A 17,788-nucleotide genomic window follows, 5' to 3' on the forward strand; every position below is an offset into this window, starting at 1 on the left:
CTCCCCATGTGCTGGCACCTGAACGGCGTACTCGCTCTGATGTAATCGCGGCTCTCGGTATCGCGCTGGCCGTGATCGTGGCGGTGACCGTGGTGTGGTTGCGCAGTGATGCGCGCGGAACCACCTCGGTCACCGCTGACACGGCTCTCCCTCCGCTGACGACGTCCGCGGTTCTTCCGGACATTCTGCGCGAGGTGTGGGCGTTCCCGAGCGCGGACTCCACAGCTCCGATCGCCGTGGGCAACGCCGCAGTCACAGCGGACGGCTCCGACGTCGTCGGCCGTGACCCCGCCACCGGGGACGAAGTGTGGCGCTACTCGCGCAACTATCCACTGTGCGGAGCTATCGGTTCCTGGGATCGAGTCGTGGCGGTGTACCAGGACGACCGTGGGTGCTCACAAGTCACCTCGCTGGTAGCCGACACCGGAGCACGTAAAGACCAGCGCAACAGCGACGCCGATCCGTCGGTCACCTTGTCGGCCGACGGCACCTATGTCATCTCCCTCGGTGACACCCGCATGGAACTGTGGCGCTCGGACCTTGTGCGCACGCTCGAGTACGGCCGCGTCGACGCCCCGGTCAATCCCAACAAGCAACCGCACGCAGGTTGCGAATTACTCAGCGCCGCTTCAAGTTCCAGCCGCGTGTCCGTCCTCCAGAAATGCGAGGGCGACGCGTCGAACCGTCTGACGATCATGAATCCCGCCCCGAAGGATGCTCAGGAACCGCAGGAATACGGCACGGTCGTGCTTCCGGATTCCGAGGGTGCCCGCGTCGTCGCCGTGTCCGGTGAGAAGACCGCCGTCTACCTACCCGGCGCAAACGGAACCGTCTCTCGCCTCAGCATTTTCGACGGCGCCGGCACCGCACTGGTCGACTACCCCGTGAACGGCGTCGACTCTCAGCGCGCAACCCTCCGCACCGACAAGAACAGCATCACGTGGTGGACCGGCACCCAGACGATCAATCTTCGATCGAACGACTTGACCCCCACCTGGATCGTCGAGGGAACATCCGGCCCGGGCACGCTGGTCTCCGATCAGCTTCTTGTTCCCGTACCCAACGGAATTGCCGTGATCAACCCCACCGACGGCGCCGTCACCCGCATGATCGGCGTCGACCGCGGCGACGTCACGTCACCGATCGTCATCGCGAGCGCCGGCGACACCATTCTCGAACAGCGCGACGGCACCCTGGTTGCGCTGCGCTGACTTGCCTCAGACCGTCGGGTCCGGCACAAAGGTGACGATTTCGCTTCCCGCCCAATGTTTTACAAGGTTCGCCGCCAGATCGCGATAGGCGTCGGCCCCCTTGTTCTTCCGGCCGGCCAATACCGTCGCACCGGACGCCGACGCCTCGGCGAACTTTACCGTCCGCGGAATCGGCGGAGCGAGCACGGGCAGCGAGTAGCGGTCGCTCACATCTGCGAGAACGTCGCGGCTGTGTGTAGTCCGAGCGTCGTACAGCGTCGGCAATGCACCGAGCAGAACCAGGTCGGGGTTGGTGATCGCCTGCACTTCGCGCACGGTACGCAGAAGCTGCCCCACACCGCGATGCGCCAGCGTTTCGCATTGCAGCGGAACAAGAACCGACTGCGCGGCAGTCAATCCGTTGAGCGTCAACACACCCAACGAGGGCGGGCAGTCGATGATGACGACGTCGTAGTTCCCGAGCAGCGGAGACAGCGCACGCTTGAGCGCGAACTCTCGGCCCGGACGCATCAGCAGGAGCGCTTCCGCTCCCGCCAGATCGATGGTTGCCGGCAGAAGATCCATGCCGTCACCGGTAGACAGGATCGCATCGGCGGCGTCGAGATCACCGGCCAGGACTTCGTTGACCGAACGTTCGAGCCGATCGGGATTGTGCCCGAGCGAGAACGTCAGGCACCCCTGAGGATCAAGATCCACCACCAGTACACGTTGACCGATAGCGGACAGAGCCGCACCGAGGGAGGCGACGGTCGTGGTCTTGGCCACGCCGCCCTTTTGATTTGCCACTGCGAGAACCGTCGTCACAGATAGATCCTTGCGCATTTCGAGCGAAGAGGCGAACGCTACACGCGGATGTCGTGTCACGAGTTGTCCTGCAATGATGGGCACATGGCCTCCTCGGTTCGCAGCACCGTCACGTCCAATCCCCGCGTCATTCTCTTGCGTCACGGCGAAACCGAATGGGCCCGCAGCGGTAAGCACACCAGTCGCACCGAAGTCCCGCTCACCGCGCTCGGCGAGATCCAGGCCACCGCCACCGGTAATCGCATTCGAGCACTCGGCCTCCGCAATCCCATGATCCTGACCAGCCCACGGCTGCGCGCCCAGCGCACGGGCGAGCTCGCAGGGCTGCCGGACGAGCAGACATGGGATGCATTGTCCGAGTGGGATTACGGCGACTACGAGGGACTCACCACGCCTGAAATTCGCACAAGCGTCCCCGATTGGACGGTGTGGAGTCATCGCTGCCCGGGCGGCGAGCATGCCGACCAGATCGGCGCCCGCACGGACATGGTGCTCAGCCTGGTGACGTCTCAGCTGGCCGAACGGGACGTCATCCTGATCGGGCACGGGCATTTCTCCCGCGCTCTCATCGCGCGGTGGCTCGAACTGCCCGTCTCCGAGGGCCGACGCTTTGCCCTCTCCCCCGGCGCCTACTCGGTGCTCGGGTACGAACACGGATCGACGCATCTCCTGCACCACAACGTGCCACCGCTCGTGGAAGGCTGAGTGCCATGATCCGACGCGCCACTCCCGCCGACGTCCAGCCGATCACCGACATGATCTACGAACTTGCCGATTATCAGAAGGCGCTCGACGAGTGCACCGTCAAACCCGCTCAGATCGGCGAAGCACTTTTTGGTGATGCGGCGTCCGCTTTTGCCCATGTCGCGGTCTCCGAGAGCGGAGATGTTGTCGGTATGGCGCTGTGGTTCCGCAATTTCTCGACCTGGGAAGGCGTCTACGGCATCTACCTCGAAGACTTGTACGTGAAGCCCTCCGAGCGCGGATCAGGCCACGGCAAAGCCTTGTTGGCTGCTCTCGCGAAGGAATGCACGGACAACAAATACTCACGCCTGTCGTGGTCGGTGCTCAACTGGAACACATCGTCCATCGGGTTCTACGAATCACTCGGCGCCGAGGCGAAAACCGAGTGGACCACCTACCGACTGACCGGCGACCACCTGGGTTCGTTGGCCGCGCAGGCTCGCTAGAGCGTTCAGCTGTCGGTCTTGTCCCGACCCTCGGTCGATTCGGTCTCCTCGGTCGCGATCTCGTCGGAGAATGATCCGTACTCCAGTGCCATCCATTTGGACGTGGGCGCGGAGAACAGGAAAACCAGCGTCACGAGAACAACCGCTCCGAGGACAACACCGAGAAATACCTGGTGCGAGTCGGTCAAAAGCGACCAGGCAACCGGCAGAAGCAGCAACTGCGCAACGACGGCAATCGCGCGTCCCCACCGCCGACCCGTCAGCAGCGCGATACCGGCAGCCAACACGGCACCACCGAGAATTGCCACCCACGCGGCAAACCCGTAACCGTTGGTCACGCTCTGGTCGTGCCCGGTCAGACCCCGAATTACGGCGACTACGGCAAAGCCGGCCGCAACCAGACCTTGCAGCGTCACGAGGGCACCCGCCCACCTGACTGTGTTGGGAAGGGTATTCGGACTGGCAGTATTCGGCACGAGACCAGCCTAGAACACGACACCGGATAGGCTCATGCCCCGTGCGCGCACTGCTGATCGTCAATCCCAATGCCACCTCGACCACCGCGGCCGGTCGTGATCTGTTGGCTCACGCTCTCGAGAGTCGGGTGCGACTGACCGTGACGCACACAACCCATCGTGGTCACGCCGCCGAACTCGCGCGGCAAGCGCACGAAGACGGTTTCGGTGTGGTGATCGTCCACGGCGGCGACGGCACCGTCAACGAAGTGGTCAACGGCCTCCTCGGATCGCCGCATCCGACATCGATGAAAGCCGTGCCCGTAGGACCCATTCCGACCGTCGCGGTTGTTCCCGGTGGATCCGCCAACGTGTTTGCCCGTTCACTGGGCATTGCACCCGATCCTGTCGATGCCACCAATCAACTGATCGATCTCTTGAGCGAGCGGACTCGTCGACGCATCGGACTTGCCCACGCAGACAACCGATGGTTCACGTTCAACGCCGGGATGGGCCTCGACGCCGATGTGTGCGAGGCCGTCGACGCCAGGCGTAAGAACGGTGATCCCGCGACGCCGAGTCGATACGTGCGCACCGCGATCGCCGCGTTCTTCCGGGCCAAGCGAGCCGAACCTGCACTGACGGTCCAGCTTCCGGGTCAGGATCCCATTCCGGGCGTCCACTATGCATTCGTGTCCAATTCCAGCCCGTGGACCTATCTCGAAGCGCGCCCCGTACACACCAATCCCGGAACGACTTTCGACTCGGGGCTCGGACTCTTCGCGATGACGAGCACCAAAGTCCTTCCCTCCCTGAAGGTTGTCCGGCAACTGTTGGCGAAGGGCGCAGAGCCGAAATCGAATGTCCTCGTACGGACCGACGACGTCGCGGCCATCACCATCGAGTCGTCACGGCCGATCGGTTTTCAAATGGACGGAGATTTCATCGGACTTCGCAAATCGGTCGAATTTACCGCTGTACCGGACGCACTCGAGGTCTTCGCTCCACTGCCTGCGTGATCCACACAACTGTCTTGACCTGCAAAAACAGTGGAAAACCGTCATTGCGCTCGGGTAAAATGCCGATGACTACAAGGTTGCCAATCGGTACGTCCGATTTTAGTGAGTTGGCCCACGAACCTGTCCAAATCTATTGACATACCGCGAGTTCGTGAAAGCATTCACAAGTAACAGTGCGGAAACATTGATTACGCACACACAAACTCATTGGTACCAAACGGTGTATTCACACCCAGCTTAAGGAGCGAAAAAGATGGACTGGCGCCACAACGCAATCTGTCGCGACGAGGATCCCGAACTGTTCTTCCCGGTGGGAAACAGCGGACCGGCCCTCGCACAGATTGCTGATGCCAAGGTTGTCTGCAACCGCTGCCCCGTCACCGCCGAATGCTTGTCCTGGGCTCTCGAGTCCGGTCAGGATGCAGGCGTGTGGGGCGGAATGAGCGAAGACGAGCGTCGCGCACTCAAGCGTCGTAACGCACGCACTCGCGCACGCACTTCCGTCTAGGCAAGTACTCGAGTACTTCAGACGTCCGACGCGAACGCGAGTACAGCTCCTCCCGTTTTGCCGTCGAAGACGACAGCCCGGCACACCATGGTGCCGGGCTTTTTGTCTGCTCGAAATATCGCGATCGAGGCGAATCAGTAACGCGCACTTCGCCTGCCGAGCGGCACACGGAGAACCGCATCGGTTCCGCCACCACTTCCCGGGTGCAATCCGAGTGAACCTCCGAGCTCTGCACCGAGCAGTGTCCGCACGATCTGCAAGCCCAGACGGTCGGATTTCTCGAGACTGAAACCCGCAGGCAAACCACGCCCGTTGTCGTGGATGATCACGTCCAGCCACCGCGCCGAACGCTCCGCGCTGAGAGTCACGGTGCCCGCGACGCCAGGATCGAACGCGTGCTCTATCGCGTTCTGTACCAACTCCGTCAGCACCATCACCAGCGGCGTCGCTCGCTCGGCGGAGAACACACCGAAACTACCCTCACGCCGGATCGTCACGGGCGCACCGACTCCCGCGACATCGGAGAGCATCGGAACCAACCGGTCGATCACCTCGTCGAGGTCGACCTCCTCGTCCACCGACATCGACAACGTGTCGTGCACCAACGCGATCGACGTAACGCGTCGTACCGATTCGGTCAAGGCCTGGCGTGCTTCGTCATTGCCGGTTCGCCGAGCCTGCAAGCGCAACAGCGCCGCGACGGTCTGCAAGTTGTTCTTCACACGATGGTGAATTTCGCGGATGGTCGCGTCCTTACTGAGCAGGGCACGATCTCGCCGCTTCACCTCGGTGACGTCGCGGACGACAACAGCAGCCCCCACATGGCGTCCATCCGGTTTGAGGACCAACGCACGCAGCAACACCGTGGCACCACGCGCTTCGATCTCCATCCGTCGACCGGGCTTGTCCGCCAAAGTGTCTCGGATGTAGCCGGCAGCCTCTTGCGATTCGAACGGGTCGGTCACCAACATCCGCGTCACCGCGGCGAGGTCCTGGCCCACAAGGTCCGCACTCAACCCCATGCGGTGATAGGCGGACAACGCATTCGGGCTCGCGTACACCACCCGCCCCTCGGTATCGAGCCGGATGAAACCGTCGCCTGCACGCGGACTCGAGTTGGTATCCGAACGCGATTCCCGAACCGGGAACGTGCCGTCGCTGATCATCTGACACAGGTCGGCAGCGCAATCCAGATACGCCACTTCCAACGGACTCTGCGCCCGCTGATGCGAGAGGTTGGTATCGCGACTCAGGGCGGCAATGACACGGCCGTCCAATCGCACCGGCAATGCCTCCCGGCGCGGCGGCATACCTTCGCGCCAGTCAGCATCCTCCGTCCGCACCACCTGTCCCTCGACCAACGCGCGCAGAACCTGCGGATGCTCGGACTCCGACACAAGGGTCCCGACAGCGTCTTCCGGGAATGCCGTCGACGCGGTGGTCGGACGGCAATGCGCGACGCAGATCACGCTTCCGGACGGCGCGGACTGATCCGATTCGGCGGCCACCCACAGCAGGACGTCGGCGAAGGAGAGGTCGGCGAGGAGCTGCCACTCGCCCACCACCCGTTGCAGATGATCGACGGCGGTGCCGGGTAGGTCGGTGTGTTCTGCCAGGAGGTCGCTGAGAGTGGACATTCGCGAACGCTTAGGAGATCACGGCGATCAAGTCGCCTTGCTGGATGACATCGCCGACCTTGACTCCCACGGTGGTGACGGTGCCCGCAACCTCCGCCAGCACCGGAATCTCCATCTTCATGGACTCCAGGATGACCAGCGTGTCGCCGTCCGCGACAACATCGCCCTCACTCACGACAACCTGGAACACCGTGGAAACCATTTCCGCGCGCACGTCTTCTGCCATCGTGAACCTCACTTCTGCCGAGAACCGGTAGGACTTCCGCCGCCGGGAGACCCGATCGACCTGCCAATGGAACCACACCGAGGTGGGCGTGAAAGAATGACGCGAAAGAAACAGAAGGGAGACCAATCATGGGTAAGCGCGGTCGTAAGAAGCGTAGCCGTAAGGGCAGTGCAGCTAACCATGGCAAGCGTCCAAACGCCTGACATGTAGTGCACCGACAACAAGGGGCGGGGAAGCAGTCTTTGCTTCCCCGCCCCTTGTTGTTGTTGACGTCTCAGACGCCCCCAGCCGGACTATTTGTCGGTTTCGGTACTCGTCACGATGATCGTGCGTCGCAACTCGATGGTGAGCCTCTGACGGAGGCTCTCGGGCGCATGCTCGCCACCACACTTGCGGCTGATCAAACTCTTGACCTTCTCCTCGATTCCGTACGCTGCGAGGCAGGAACCACAATCGTCGATGTGTCGCTGCAGACGCGCACGACTGGCATCGTCGCATTCACCGTCGAGCATCAACCACACGTCGGCAATGACCGCTGAGCAGTCGAGCCTTTCGAATTCGTCCTGCGTGCTCATCGGGTAACACCTTCCGCTTCGGCAGCTACGTCCTTCTCGCCCCGGTTGAACCCGCGGTCCTTCGCGACGTCGCCCAACAATCCGCGCAACTGCTTACGTCCGCGATGCAGCCGTGACATCACCGTTCCGATGGGCGTGCCCATGATCTCCGCGATTTCCTTGTACGGGAAACCCTCGACGTCCGCGTAGTACACCGCCATGCGGAACTCTTCCGGCAGCTCCTGCAGAGCGGCCTTGATGTCGTCGTCGGGAAGCGCGTCGAGCGCCTCGACCTCAGCGGAACGCAGCCCGGTCGACGTGTGCTCCGCCGTAGCAGCCAACTGCCAGTCGGTGATCTCGTCGGTCGGATACTGCGCCGGCTGACGCTGCTTCTTCCGATACGAGTTGATGTACGTGTTGGTGAGAATCCGGTACAGCCACGCCTTGAGATTGGTTCCGTCACGGAACGATCGGAAAGCCGTGTACGCCTTGATGTACGTCTCTTGAACCAGATCCTCGGCATCCGAGGGATTACGCGTCATACGCAGCGCGGCACCGTAGAGCTGGTCGAGCAAAGGCAGCGCGTCCCGCTCGAAACGGGCAATCAACTCATCCGCAGTTTCGGGCGTTTCGGACGCAACGGCATCGGCAGGTTCGGTGACCTCCGACTGTTCGTCCTTGGGCCGGTCGTGTTCCAGCACTCTGATCCCTTCACTAGCCGTGGGGATCAAGGTTACCGCCATCGTCAGTTCCGACCTATGGGCCGGTCGTGGCTCGCACACAGCCAGCACGGTCGCTCCTTCACTTTTTCCGGATGGATCAACCAGTACCAACACCACTACCCCGGACATCATTCCCCCCGCTTCGCTCGACCCCGGATAACATTCCCCCTCGCTTCGCTCGACCCTTCTGGACATAGAGTGTCGCAATGGCCGGAACTGCGACCCCTGCGACCAAACTCCTCGAGAAGTCGAAGACCGCCCATCAGGTTCACAGCTACGACCACGACCCGCGCGCGGAATCCTTCGGCGACGAGGCGGTCACCGCCCTCGCCGGGGCTGTCGGTGTCACGGCAGGTCAGATATTCAAGACTCTGGTCGTCAAACTCGACACCGGGAAACTGGCCGTTGCCGTACTCCCCGTCCCGAAGAAACTCTCGCTGAAAGCCGCTGCCGCCGCGCTCGGCGCAAGCAAAGCCGTCATGGCCGACCGCGCCGACGCAGAGCGCTCGAGCGGCTACGTCTTCGGTGGCATCTCCCCGCTGGGGCAGCGCAAGAAACTGCCAACGGTGATCGATGCGTCAGCACTCGAGTGGGATCGCGTCCTGTGCAGCGCGGGCCGGCGCGGACTCGAAATCGAACTGGCACCTGGCGACCTTGTCGATCTGTGCGGCGCGACGACAGCGTCGATTACTGCCGGCTGACAATTACTCGAACAGAGCCGTGGGCCTAAAGTCCCGAAGCCGCCTACACCTAAGGTCCCGACGATAGCCAGTCGGCGGGACGTTTCCCGGAGAGATTCACCCCCGAAATCACCCTTTGCAACGCATCCGAAATATGTTCCGACGCAATGGATTAGCGCATTTCTGTGAAATGGCGCACGATCAGCAAATCGGACTTGACGGACATAGCGACCATCGAGTTACCTAGTAATTGAAGGATTGATCAACTACCCACCGCCATCGGCACACTCTTCGATTCGACCTGCCCGGCCTTGCTGTGCCGTGCGTCCATCCGAGCCTGTGCGCCGCCGCTTTCGGGACCGAAAGGCCATACTGTCGTGAACAATCAGCGCGGACGTACCAAGATCTACGCAGCAGCAGTAGCCGTCGCCAGTTTCACCGCATTCGCGGCTGCGGCTCCGGCAGCGGCAACAGATGGCGACAACGGCGAGGCGACAACGGCGCAGACAACCGCCGAGTCACCCTCCACCACCGAGTCGGCAACGCCTTCCGAGTCCACGCCAGCAACAACTCCAGCAACGTCGTCGGCAACTTCGGAGACCACAACGGCAGCGACCACAACCCCCTCGGCAAGCACAACAACGCCGTCGGTTGCCGCACAGTCGACCCCGACATGGACCACACCGACAGACGGCATCGCCGCAGGTGGGCGCGAATATTCCGTCTCTCCCGGAACCGTGACGGTCTACTACCCCGACGGCCAGAGCGCTGCGATGGGCCAGCACATCAACCTGAAGATCACGAACCCCGACACCGGCGAGACCATGCAACTGGGGACACACATCGACGGCAACGGGCAGTGGACCGAAAAGTTCATCGGCCAATCCCCCTGGGTGCTCGATATTTCCTCACACCCGAACTTCCCGGGGTGGGAAAACTTCGATATCACCTGGGTGCAGGTCGACGGCCAGAACTACCACTACGGCGAGCACGGTGAACCGCCGATGCCCTCCGATCCCAAGACACCCGAAACAACAACCAGCACAACAACACCCGTGACCACCACAACGGTGACGACAACCCCCGTCACAACAACACCCGTCACGACCACCACCGACGTAACGACCACAGAACCGACCACCACCACGGTCACCACCGAACCGACCACCACCGAACCAACGACGACGGAACCGACCACCACGACGTCTGCGCGAGTCACCACGTCCTCCGCAGTGTCGACACCGTCGGCAACGTCGATTCCCACAACCACCACTCGGGTGATCGTTCTTCCCCCGATTCTCGTGGGAATCCCGAAGATCGACGGTGGGACCCCGGCGCCCACGACGGGACCGTCGAAGGAACCGGTGTACGTGGTCACTACCCCCGAGGGGTACAAGGTCCACGGTTACGACGATCCGCAGGGCACATTTGTACCCCTGGCCTACGACGACGCTCTGGTGTTCCAGACCGGGGCAAGTGAGTCCACCGGACCGTCCGGTGTGCTGATCGCCGGAATCGGCGGCGCGGCATTGCTGGTCTCCGCCGCGGGTGCATTTGTTTTGCGCCGTAACAATGCGCCGAACCAGCACTGATCGGTGTCGTGTCCTGATCCTGGCAATGCTCTTTCTGCTACTGCCAGGGTGCGCGGTCTCCGGACAAGCTCGCCTCGAGGCCGCGCACACATCGGTCGACACGATTCCTGCCGATTCTCTGCAATCGCAGTCGGTCCCGATGGCCCAGCCGACACGGTTGTCGATCGCCGATCTGGGGATCGACGCGACAGTGCTCCCGATGCCCGCAGGCGCCTGCCCCGTGCTCGATCCACCGACCCTGGCGGACGCGTATTGGGTCGGCTGTCGCAGCGAGCCTGGAACAGACAGTGACGGAACGGTTTTCGTGATCGGCCACGCCGGCGCCGGGACTGCGGCAGTGTTCGACACCCTGCCGGACATCGTGGCCGGCAGCCGGGTGCTGATCGAAACGGATTCCGGCACACTCGAGTACACGGTGCGTTCGACTGCGCTGTACGAGAAGTTCGGCGAAGCGCAGGAGTCGCCGGAACTACGCCTTCGACAGCCTGGACGGCTCGTCCTCGTGACGTGCTACCTGGAGAACGGAACAACGCTGTCGTCGAAGAACTTTGTTGCCTACGCCGAGATCACCGGCGCCCTGGCTCGATGAGGGATTCGACCACGCGGCGTAGTGGGAGTCGCTAGCCTCTGGGCCATGAACCTCACGTCTGTCCGACCACACCTGACAACGCTTGCAGTGGCCGCCGCACTCGCGATCTCGCTCACCGCCTGCGCAAGTACCGACAACACGACCAAGGAGGTCACCGTCGTCGGAACAGGTGAGGTTCGAGGGGCCCCGGACATTCTCAGTGCGGGCATCGGCGTCGAGGTTGTTGCGCCGGATGTGTCGGGAGCGGTATCCCAAGCGAACGAGAAGGCCCGGGCGATGATCGACGCGATGGTCGCCGCGGGTGCAGCTGCCGAAGACATTCAGACCAGCGATCTGTCCGTCCAGCCGCAGTACGACGGATCCGGTGGGCCTTTCAGCGGCGCAACTGTGACGGGTTACCGCGCGACCAACTCGGTGCGGGTCGTCGTCCGGGATCTGGGTAAAGCGTCGGCCGTGCTCGATGCGGGGATCGCCGCCGGCGGCGATGCGGCACGCCTGAATACCGTCGCCTTCGACATCGACGACGATTCGGCGCTGCTCGCCGACGCTCGGACTCGGGCCTTCGAGGACGCACAGAACCGCGCGGAGCAATACGCCGATCTTTCCGGGACGTCGCTGTCGAACGTCATCACGATCACCGAAGCACCAGGCACCACCGGCGACCAGACAATGAGGGCGCCCGGTGGCGCGATGCTCGATATGGCCATTGCACCGGGAACCCAGCAGGTGTCCTTCGAGGTCACCGTGACGTGGGCCTTGGAATGACGTGGCTTTGGAATGACGTGGCCTTGAATGACGTGGCTTTGAATGACGTGGCGCTCGACTAGAGCAGACTGATCTGCTCCCCTGCCCGGTCGACGTCCGGCTCGATCAATTCGCGCCCGTTGTTCTTGACGCTGTTGACGAGGGGCCTCACTCGGTCGATCTCGATCCCCGAGAACAGTTCGGGCACCGGTTCGAGCAGTGACGGGTTCGCGCCGTGATCGGGGTCGAGCCAGGCGTCCCAACGATCACGGGGCAGGGCGAGTGGCATCCGGTCGTGTACCTGTTCGAGGTGGCCGAGCGAGTCCACGGTGACGATCGAACAGCTCAGAACCGGATCGGCGTTCTCGATCCGTGGATCGCGCCACGCCGACCACACGCCGGCCATGAACAGCCTCGATCCGTCGCCGCGGTGCATGTAGTACGGGATCTTCGACGCTTTCTTGCCGCCCTGCGGTTCGGTCTGCCACTCGTACCAACCATCCATCGGGACGAGACAGCGCTTGTATTTGAATGACGTTCGGAATGCCGGTTTCTCCGCCAGGGAATCGGCGCGCGCGTTGAACAGAACCGGCCCCTTGCCCAGTTCTTTCGTCCACGAGGGCACCAACCCCCATCGCATCTGCCGAATCCGCTTGGCCGGATCGCTGTCGGGGTTCTCGCGATCGTGGCGCTCGACAACCGTCAGCACCGGCGTCGTCGGTGCCACGTTGAAATCCTCGGCGACGGCTGACGAGTGATCGGTCTCGTCGATCGCATCGAGTTCGACTGCCAGGCTCGCCGGGTCCGCTGTGGTCGCATACCTTCCGCACATGACACCCAGGGTGGCACGGTTTCGACCAATCTCCCACTGATGAGAGAAGATGGACCTCGTGAGTCTGAGTCTGTGGAGCGCCCCTCTAGCCCAAACGCCGGTCGACGCAGTGGTGACACTGCCCGGATCGAAGTCCATCACCAACCGAGCCCTGATCCTGGCAGCGTTGGCGGACGGTCCGTCCACCCTCACCGGCGCCCTCCGCAGCCGTGACGCAGACCTCATGATCGCGGCATTGCGTGACCTCGGGATCGGTATCGAGGAAGCGGGCGATCTCAGCACGCTCGCCGTCACACCCGGACCGTTGCGCGGTGCCGACGTCGACTGCGGGCTCGCCGGTACCGTCATGCGATTCCTCCCGCCCCTGGCTGCAACGGCTGACGGCGTCGTCCGTTTCGACGGCGACGAGCAGGCCCGGACGCGGCCACTCGGCACTATCCTCGATGCTCTGCGAGGCCTGGGCGCGCAGATCGACGGCGACGCTCTGCCGTTCACCGTGACCGGAACCGGGTCGCTGCGCGGCGGAACCGTCACCATCGACGCATCCGGTTCGTCACAGTTCGTCTCAGGCCTGCTGCTCTCGGCCGCAGCGTTCGAGCAGGGCGTCACCGTGCACCACACCGGCAAGCCGGTTCCGTCGATGCCACACATCGACATGACCGTCGAGATGCTGCGCGAAGCCGGAGTGTCCGTCACGACTCCGGCCACGGGCGGCGACGCCGACACCTGGCGGGTCGAACCCGGACCGGTGCGCGCTATCGACTGGGTCATCGAACCCGATCTGTCGAATGCCACACCATTCCTGGCAGCAGCGGCTGTTACCGGCGGTACCGTCAGCGTGCCGTTGTGGCCGTCGTCGACAACGCAGCCCGGCGACGCGATCCGCGATATTCTCGCCTCGATGGGAGCCGAGGTCACCCTCGCCGACGGCATCCTTACGGTGCGAGGTCCCGAAACGTTGCGCGGCATCGACATCGACCTGCACGACGTCGGTGAACTCACCCCGACGGTTGCGGCGCTCGCCGCGCTGGCAGAGGGAACGTCTCATCTGCGCGGCATCGCACACCTGCGGGGCCACGAGACGGATCGACTGGCGGCACTGGCGGACGAGATCAACAAGCTGGGCGGGTCCGTCACCGAAACCGATGACGGCCTGACCATTGTCCCCGCGAAACTGCATGGTGGGCAATGGCTCTCGTACGCAGACCATCGCATGGCCACGGCCGGCGCGATCATCGGCCTGGTCGTCGACGGCGTGGAGGTCGACGACGTCGCAACCACGGCCAAGACGCTGCCGGGCTTCGAGAACATGTGGACAGACATGCTGGCACCCTCCGCGCGAAAGGCAAGCTTCTGAGTCCGCGGCAGTACGACGAGTCCGACGTCCGGGTCCGCCCCGGTCGCGGATCACGCCCACGCACCAAGACCCGCCCTGAGCATCTCTCTGCCGAGTCGGGGATGGTGGTCTCGAAGGATCGTGGCCGGTGGGGTTGCGTCCTCGGCGGCGATCCCGACCGGCTGATCGTGACGATGCGCGCCCGTGAACTGGGCCGCACGCCCATCGTCGTCGGTGATCAGGTGGACATCGTCGGCGATCTGTCTGGCAAGACCGACACCCTCGCTCGCATCGTCCGGGTCTCCGAGCGTTCGACCGTGCTACGACGCACCGCTGACGATACGGATCCGTTCGAGCGCATCGTGGTCGCCAACGCGCAGCAGTTACTGATCGTGGTTGCCTTGGCTGATCCGCCGCCGCGCACCGGATTTGTCGAGCGCGCCCTGGTCGCGGCATATGTGGGCGGTCTCACGCCGATCGTGTGCCTCACCAAGAGCGACCTCGAACCGCCGGAGGAGTTCGCCAGCACCTTCGCCGACCTCGACATCCAAGTGGTCGTGGCCGGTCGTGACGATCCGCTGGACGAACTCACTGCCATCCTGCACGACAAGTTGACGGCCCTGATCGGGCACTCGGGCGTCGGTAAGTCGACGTTGGTGAATCGCCTTGTCCCCGACGCCAATCGAGCCGTCGGCATCGTCTCGGGCGTCGGCAAGGGACGGCACACGTCGACGCAGTCTGTGGCCCTCCCCCTCGCCGAGGGAGGTTGGGTGATCGACACGCCGGGCATCCGATCGTTCGGCTTGGCCCACATTTCACCGGAGAATGTTGTAGCCGCTTTCTCCGACCTCGCGGCACAGATCGAGGATTGCCCTCGCGGATGCACGCACCTCGGCCCGCCCGCGGACCCGGAGTGCAAGCTGGATCTTCTCGAAGGAAAATCGGCCCGTCGTGTGATTGCCGTGCGGCAACTCCTCGAGGCCATCAAATCCAACGACCAGTACTGACCAACGAGAAAAGCCCAGACACCGATTTCGGTGTCTGGGCTTTTTCGGTAGTTGATCAGCGCAAGCCGAGCAGGCTCCGCAGCTTTCCGCTCTTACGCTTTTGCGCTATGGCGCTCTTGAGTCCACGACGACGGCCGGTGACCGGATCGACGCTCGAGGCGGCGTTGCCGTCGAACATCAACTCGGATGCCGTTTCCGGCGCATTGTCGACGGTGTCCTTGAGGTACTTGTTTGGCAGCGACAACTTGGCGATGGTGCGCCACGACTTGGCGTACTGCACCAGGAAAGGCCCGGTCGTGTAAGGCAAGTCGTACTTGTCGGTGAGCTCACGAACCTTGACCGCGATGGCCGGGTACCGGTTGCTCGGCAGGTCGGGGAACAGGTGATGCTCGATCTGGTAGCTGAGGTTGCCGGACATGAAGTCCATCAGCTTGCTGCCCTCGATGTTGGCGCTACCGAGCATCTGACGCAGGTACCACTGCGCCTGCGATTCGCCGTCGATGTCTGCCTTGGTGAACTTCTCGGCGCCGTCCGGGAAATGCCCGCAGAAGATGATGGCGTTGGTCCACAGATTGCGAATGATGTTCGCGGTGAAATTCGCACTGAGAGTGCTCTTCCATGCCGGTCCCGTGAGTGCCGGGTAGACGACGTAGTCCTTGACCAGTTGCTTGCCGACCTTCTCGCCGACCTCACGCAGTTTACGACGCGTGTCGTCCATGTCCGCGCGGCCCTTGGCCACCTTGCCGAGTTCGAGATGCTGCGCGGCGATGCCCCACTCGAAGAAGAGCGCAAGCAGGGTGTTGTACACGAGGTTGCCGGCATTGAACGGCTTCCATCGCTGGTCGCGGGTGACGCGGAGCAGTCCGTATCCGACGTCGTCGTCCATGCCGAGGACGTTGGTGTACTTGTGGTGCAGGAAGTTGTGGGTCTGCTTCCAGTGCGCCGACGGGCCGGTGACGTCCCACTCCCACGAGCTCGAGTGGATTTCCGGATCGTTCATCCAGTCCCACTGCCCGTGCATGACGTTGTGGCCGAGTTCCATGTTCTCGATGATCTTCGCGACACCGAGAACGCCGGTGCCGAGCAGCCACGCCGGGCGCTTGCGGCTGGCGAACAGGATAGCGCGACCACTGACCTCGAGGGTCCGCTGAAGACGAATGACGTTACGGACGTAGCGTGCGTCTTTCTCGCCACGCGAATCCTCTATGTCGCGACGGATCGCATCGAGTTCACGACCGAGCGCTTCAACGTCGGCTTCGGTGAGATGCGCATATTCCTTGACGTCTGCAATCGCCATGCGGGCCTCCTACGGTGAGTTCTTGTCGAAAAGTTCATGCCGAACGGATTCAACACGACCTACTCTAGCGTAAGTTACGGCACCGTAGGTTAGCTTTTGCTCGATGTAATCTATATCACTTCTTGCGCTTCGGCAGGCGAGAACGCGCCTGCGACTTCAAAGCCGTCAACAGACCCAAGCGCTTGCCGGTCACCGAATCGGTACGCAGATCGTCGACCATCGCCATCGCAGCACCCTTGAGTCCCGGCTCCCGGAACCGCAGCTCCGAGGAAGTCTCCGGCGCATTGTCCGAGGTCGCGATCAACCACTTGTCCGGCAGGGCCAGCTTGTGAATGGTGCGAAGCGCAAGCAGATACTGCTTGAACAACGAACCTGTCGTGTACGGAAGATCGAACTTCTCGCACAGCGCACGCATCTTCACAGCAATCTCCGGATAGCGATTACTCGGCAGATCCGGGAAGACGTGATGCTCGATCTGGTAACTCAGGTTGCCGCTCATGAACCCCATGAGCTTTCCGGAATTGAAGTTGGCGCTACCGAGCATCTGACGCAGGTACCACTCGTGACGTGTTTCCTGCTCGAACTCTGCGACGGTGAACTTTTCCGCACCATCGGGAAAATGGCCGCAGAAGATGACCACGTACGCCCAGAGGTTACGAACGAGATTTGCCGTCGCATTAGCCGTCAGCGTCGATTTCCACGCGGGCCCGGTCAGCAAGGGGAACACCACAAAATCCTTGCCGACCTGTCGGACGATCTTGCGTGCAAAATCCTTGTTGGCCTGGGAGTTCAGCTGCCCCTTCGCAGCACCTTCCAACTCGGAAGCCGCAGTCAGGTCATGCAGGGCGATGCCCCACTCGAACGTCGCCGCAAGAATGACATTGGCAATCGGCTGCAGAAGATTGATCGGCTTCCACGCCTCGTCCCGCGTCATCCGCAGGATCCCGAAGCCAAGATCCTCGTCCATCCCGACAACATTGGTGTACGTGTGATGCTGGTAGTTGTGGGCACGTTTCCAGTGCTCGGACGGGCCCGTCTGATCCCATTCCCACGAACAAGAATGAATCTCCGGATCGTTCATCCAGTCCCACTGCCCGTGCATCACGTTGTGCCCGAGTTCCATGTTCTCGATGATCTTCGAGATACTCAGCAGCGCCGTGCCCGCCAACCAGGCGGGACGGTACTTGCTACCGAACAGGGCGATACGACCGCCGAGTTCCAAGGCGCGCTGGACGCGAATGACCCGACGAATATAGCGAGCATCCCGGATTCCACGAGAGTCTTCGACATCGAGTCGAATCTGGTCCAGTTCACGCCCGAGCGCTTCGACATCAGCTGCGGTGAGGTGCGAAAACTCTTTGATGTCGGTGATTGCCACCGTTGTC

General features: G+C 62.7%; 21 protein-coding genes. 12 read left to right on the forward strand and 9 right to left on the reverse strand.

Annotation, left to right across the window (positions count from 1 at the left end; all coding sequences use genetic code 11):
• The first annotated feature begins 8 nt into the window (after window positions 1-8).
• A complete protein-coding gene (locus tag C7T36_RS02510) occupies window positions 9-1,211 on the forward strand; it encodes a PQQ-binding-like beta-propeller repeat protein (protein WP_045070532.1) in 1,203 nt (400 codons plus the stop codon).
• 6 nt (window positions 1,212-1,217) lie between these two features.
• Here the strand turns inward: C7T36_RS02510 and C7T36_RS02515 are convergent, their stop codons facing one another.
• Complete coding sequence (locus tag C7T36_RS02515) at window positions 1,218-2,015, reverse strand: ParA family protein (RefSeq protein WP_045071148.1); 798 nt, start codon at window positions 2,013-2,015, stop codon at window positions 1,218-1,220.
• Between the two features lie 84 nt (window positions 2,016-2,099).
• On the opposite strand from C7T36_RS02515, the gene C7T36_RS02520 reads away from it, so the two are divergent.
• Window positions 2,100-2,720, forward strand: a complete 621-nt coding sequence (locus C7T36_RS02520; RefSeq protein WP_045070533.1) for an acid phosphatase — start codon at window positions 2,100-2,102, stop codon at window positions 2,718-2,720.
• A gap of 5 nt (window positions 2,721-2,725) precedes the next feature.
• Window positions 2,726-3,205 (forward strand): GNAT family N-acetyltransferase, encoded by a 480-nt coding sequence (locus C7T36_RS02525; RefSeq protein WP_045070534.1) that lies wholly within the window; start codon window positions 2,726-2,728, stop codon window positions 3,203-3,205.
• Window positions 3,206-3,210: 5 nt separating this feature from the next.
• On the opposite strand, the gene C7T36_RS02530 is transcribed toward C7T36_RS02525, so the two are convergent.
• Entirely contained in the window at window positions 3,211-3,681 is a 471-nt protein-coding gene (locus C7T36_RS02530) for a hypothetical protein (RefSeq protein WP_033231173.1), read from the reverse strand.
• A 41-nt stretch (window positions 3,682-3,722) separates the two neighbouring features.
• Here C7T36_RS02530 and C7T36_RS02535 point away from each other — a divergent pair, with 41 nt between their 5' ends.
• Together C7T36_RS02535 and C7T36_RS02540 are read left to right on the forward strand one after the other, a co-directional pair.
• A complete protein-coding gene (locus tag C7T36_RS02535; RefSeq protein WP_045070536.1) occupies window positions 3,723-4,679 on the forward strand; it encodes a diacylglycerol kinase family protein in 957 nt (318 codons plus the stop codon).
• Between the two features lie 253 nt (window positions 4,680-4,932).
• Window positions 4,933-5,187 (forward strand): WhiB family transcriptional regulator, encoded by a 255-nt coding sequence (locus tag C7T36_RS02540; RefSeq protein WP_003940950.1) that lies wholly within the window; start codon window positions 4,933-4,935, stop codon window positions 5,185-5,187.
• A gap of 134 nt (window positions 5,188-5,321) precedes the next feature.
• On the opposite strand, the gene C7T36_RS02545 is transcribed toward C7T36_RS02540, so the two are convergent.
• Together C7T36_RS02545 and C7T36_RS02550 are read right to left on the reverse strand one after the other, a co-directional pair.
• Entirely contained in the window at window positions 5,322-6,824 is a 1,503-nt protein-coding gene (locus C7T36_RS02545) for a sensor histidine kinase (protein WP_045070539.1), read from the reverse strand.
• A gap of 10 nt (window positions 6,825-6,834) precedes the next feature.
• Window positions 6,835-7,050, reverse strand: coding sequence for a biotin/lipoyl-binding carrier protein (locus C7T36_RS02550; protein WP_033231176.1), 216 nt, complete (start codon window positions 7,048-7,050; stop codon window positions 6,835-6,837).
• 128 nt (window positions 7,051-7,178) lie between these two features.
• Here C7T36_RS02550 and C7T36_RS30735 point away from each other — a divergent pair, with 128 nt between their 5' ends.
• Window positions 7,179-7,253: a 50S ribosomal protein bL37 gene (locus tag C7T36_RS30735; protein WP_095887907.1), complete on the forward strand. Its 75-nt coding sequence runs from the start codon at window positions 7,179-7,181 to the stop codon at window positions 7,251-7,253.
• 90 nt (window positions 7,254-7,343) lie between these two features.
• Here the strand turns inward: C7T36_RS30735 and rsrA are convergent, their stop codons facing one another.
• Together rsrA and C7T36_RS02565 are read right to left on the reverse strand one after the other, a co-directional pair.
• Window positions 7,344-7,625, reverse strand: a complete 282-nt coding sequence (rsrA, locus tag C7T36_RS02560) for a mycothiol system anti-sigma-R factor (protein ID WP_033231177.1) — start codon at window positions 7,623-7,625, stop codon at window positions 7,344-7,346.
• Window positions 7,622-8,347, reverse strand: a complete 726-nt coding sequence (locus tag C7T36_RS02565; RefSeq protein ID WP_202025927.1) for a sigma-70 family RNA polymerase sigma factor — start codon at window positions 8,345-8,347, stop codon at window positions 7,622-7,624. Before C7T36_RS02565 ends, rsrA begins: the two co-directional genes overlap by 4 nt.
• 185 nt (window positions 8,348-8,532) lie before the next feature.
• Here C7T36_RS02565 and ybaK point away from each other — a divergent pair, with 185 nt between their 5' ends.
• The 4 genes from ybaK to C7T36_RS02590 all read left to right on the forward strand — a co-directional run bounded on the left by ybaK (window position 8,533) and on the right by C7T36_RS02590 (window position 11,952).
• The gene (gene ybaK, locus C7T36_RS02570) at window positions 8,533-9,027 is read left to right on the forward strand and encodes a Cys-tRNA(Pro) deacylase (protein WP_045070546.1); all 495 of its coding nucleotides are present in this window, start codon (window positions 8,533-8,535) and stop codon (window positions 9,025-9,027) included.
• A gap of 356 nt (window positions 9,028-9,383) precedes the next feature.
• Window positions 9,384-10,598, forward strand: a complete 1,215-nt coding sequence (locus tag C7T36_RS02580) for a hypothetical protein (protein ID WP_146153422.1) — start codon at window positions 9,384-9,386, stop codon at window positions 10,596-10,598.
• A 25-nt stretch (window positions 10,599-10,623) separates the two neighbouring features.
• Window positions 10,624-11,187, forward strand: coding sequence for a class F sortase (locus tag C7T36_RS02585; protein ID WP_181317461.1), 564 nt, complete (start codon window positions 10,624-10,626; stop codon window positions 11,185-11,187).
• A gap of 45 nt (window positions 11,188-11,232) precedes the next feature.
• On the forward strand, window positions 11,233-11,952 hold the full coding sequence (locus C7T36_RS02590) for an SIMPL domain-containing protein (protein ID WP_045070551.1): 720 nt from the start codon (window positions 11,233-11,235) through the stop codon (window positions 11,950-11,952).
• 58 nt (window positions 11,953-12,010) lie between these two features.
• Here the strand turns inward: C7T36_RS02590 and C7T36_RS02595 are convergent, their stop codons facing one another.
• Window positions 12,011-12,763 (reverse strand): SOS response-associated peptidase, encoded by a 753-nt coding sequence (locus tag C7T36_RS02595; RefSeq protein ID WP_045070552.1) that lies wholly within the window; start codon window positions 12,761-12,763, stop codon window positions 12,011-12,013.
• A gap of 49 nt (window positions 12,764-12,812) precedes the next feature.
• Here C7T36_RS02595 and aroA point away from each other — a divergent pair, with 49 nt between their 5' ends.
• Both aroA and rsgA read left to right on the forward strand, forming a co-directional pair.
• Window positions 12,813-14,120 (forward strand): 3-phosphoshikimate 1-carboxyvinyltransferase, encoded by a 1,308-nt coding sequence (gene aroA, locus C7T36_RS02600; RefSeq protein WP_045070553.1) that lies wholly within the window; start codon window positions 12,813-12,815, stop codon window positions 14,118-14,120.
• Window positions 14,075-15,106, forward strand: coding sequence for a ribosome small subunit-dependent GTPase A (rsgA, locus tag C7T36_RS02605; protein WP_045070554.1), 1,032 nt, complete (start codon window positions 14,075-14,077; stop codon window positions 15,104-15,106). Before aroA ends, rsgA begins: the two co-directional genes overlap by 46 nt.
• Before the next feature lie 55 nt (window positions 15,107-15,161).
• On the opposite strand, the gene C7T36_RS02610 is transcribed toward rsgA, so the two are convergent.
• Both C7T36_RS02610 and C7T36_RS02615 read right to left on the reverse strand, forming a co-directional pair.
• Window positions 15,162-16,403: a fatty acid desaturase gene (locus C7T36_RS02610; RefSeq protein WP_033231184.1), complete on the reverse strand. Its 1,242-nt coding sequence runs from the start codon at window positions 16,401-16,403 to the stop codon at window positions 15,162-15,164.
• A 115-nt stretch (window positions 16,404-16,518) separates the two neighbouring features.
• Complete coding sequence (locus tag C7T36_RS02615; protein ID WP_033231185.1) at window positions 16,519-17,781, reverse strand: acyl-CoA desaturase; 1,263 nt, start codon at window positions 17,779-17,781, stop codon at window positions 16,519-16,521.
• Between the last annotated feature and the right edge of the window lie 7 nt (window positions 17,782-17,788).

Source organism: Rhodococcus sp. AD45-ID (genome assembly GCF_003023755.1).
Lineage (GTDB): Bacteria > Actinomycetota > Actinomycetes > Mycobacteriales > Mycobacteriaceae > Rhodococcus_F > Rhodococcus_F globerula.

What these genes read in the sequence shown, in the direction of transcription:
- C7T36_RS02590 (WP_045070551.1), top strand. Translation starts at nt 11,233, where the DNA reads ATGAACCTCACGTCTGTCCGACCACACCTGACAACGCTTGCAGTGGCC.
- C7T36_RS02540 (WP_003940950.1), top strand. Translation starts at nt 4,933, where the DNA reads ATGGACTGGCGCCACAACGCAATCTGTCGCGACGAGGATCCCGAACTG.
- C7T36_RS02585 (WP_181317461.1), top strand. Translation starts at nt 10,624, where the DNA reads ATGCTCTTTCTGCTACTGCCAGGGTGCGCGGTCTCCGGACAAGCTCGC.
- ybaK (WP_045070546.1), top strand. Translation starts at nt 8,533, where the DNA reads ATGGCCGGAACTGCGACCCCTGCGACCAAACTCCTCGAGAAGTCGAAG.
- C7T36_RS02595 (WP_045070552.1), bottom strand. Translation starts at nt 12,763, where the DNA reads ATGTGCGGAAGGTATGCGACCACAGCGGACCCGGCGAGCCTGGCAGTC.
- C7T36_RS02550 (WP_033231176.1), bottom strand. Translation starts at nt 7,050, where the DNA reads ATGGCAGAAGACGTGCGCGCGGAAATGGTTTCCACGGTGTTCCAGGTT.
- C7T36_RS02545 (WP_045070539.1), bottom strand. Translation starts at nt 6,824, where the DNA reads ATGTCCACTCTCAGCGACCTCCTGGCAGAACACACCGACCTACCCGGC.
- rsrA (WP_033231177.1), bottom strand. Translation starts at nt 7,625, where the DNA reads ATGAGCACGCAGGACGAATTCGAAAGGCTCGACTGCTCAGCGGTCATT.
- aroA (WP_045070553.1), top strand. Translation starts at nt 12,813, where the DNA reads ATGGACCTCGTGAGTCTGAGTCTGTGGAGCGCCCCTCTAGCCCAAACG.
- C7T36_RS02565 (WP_202025927.1), bottom strand. Translation starts at nt 8,347, where the DNA reads ATGGCGGTAACCTTGATCCCCACGGCTAGTGAAGGGATCAGAGTGCTG.
- C7T36_RS02525 (WP_045070534.1), top strand. Translation starts at nt 2,726, where the DNA reads ATGATCCGACGCGCCACTCCCGCCGACGTCCAGCCGATCACCGACATG.
- C7T36_RS02520 (WP_045070533.1), top strand. Translation starts at nt 2,100, where the DNA reads ATGGCCTCCTCGGTTCGCAGCACCGTCACGTCCAATCCCCGCGTCATT.
- C7T36_RS02610 (WP_033231184.1), bottom strand. Translation starts at nt 16,403, where the DNA reads ATGGCGATTGCAGACGTCAAGGAATATGCGCATCTCACCGAAGCCGAC.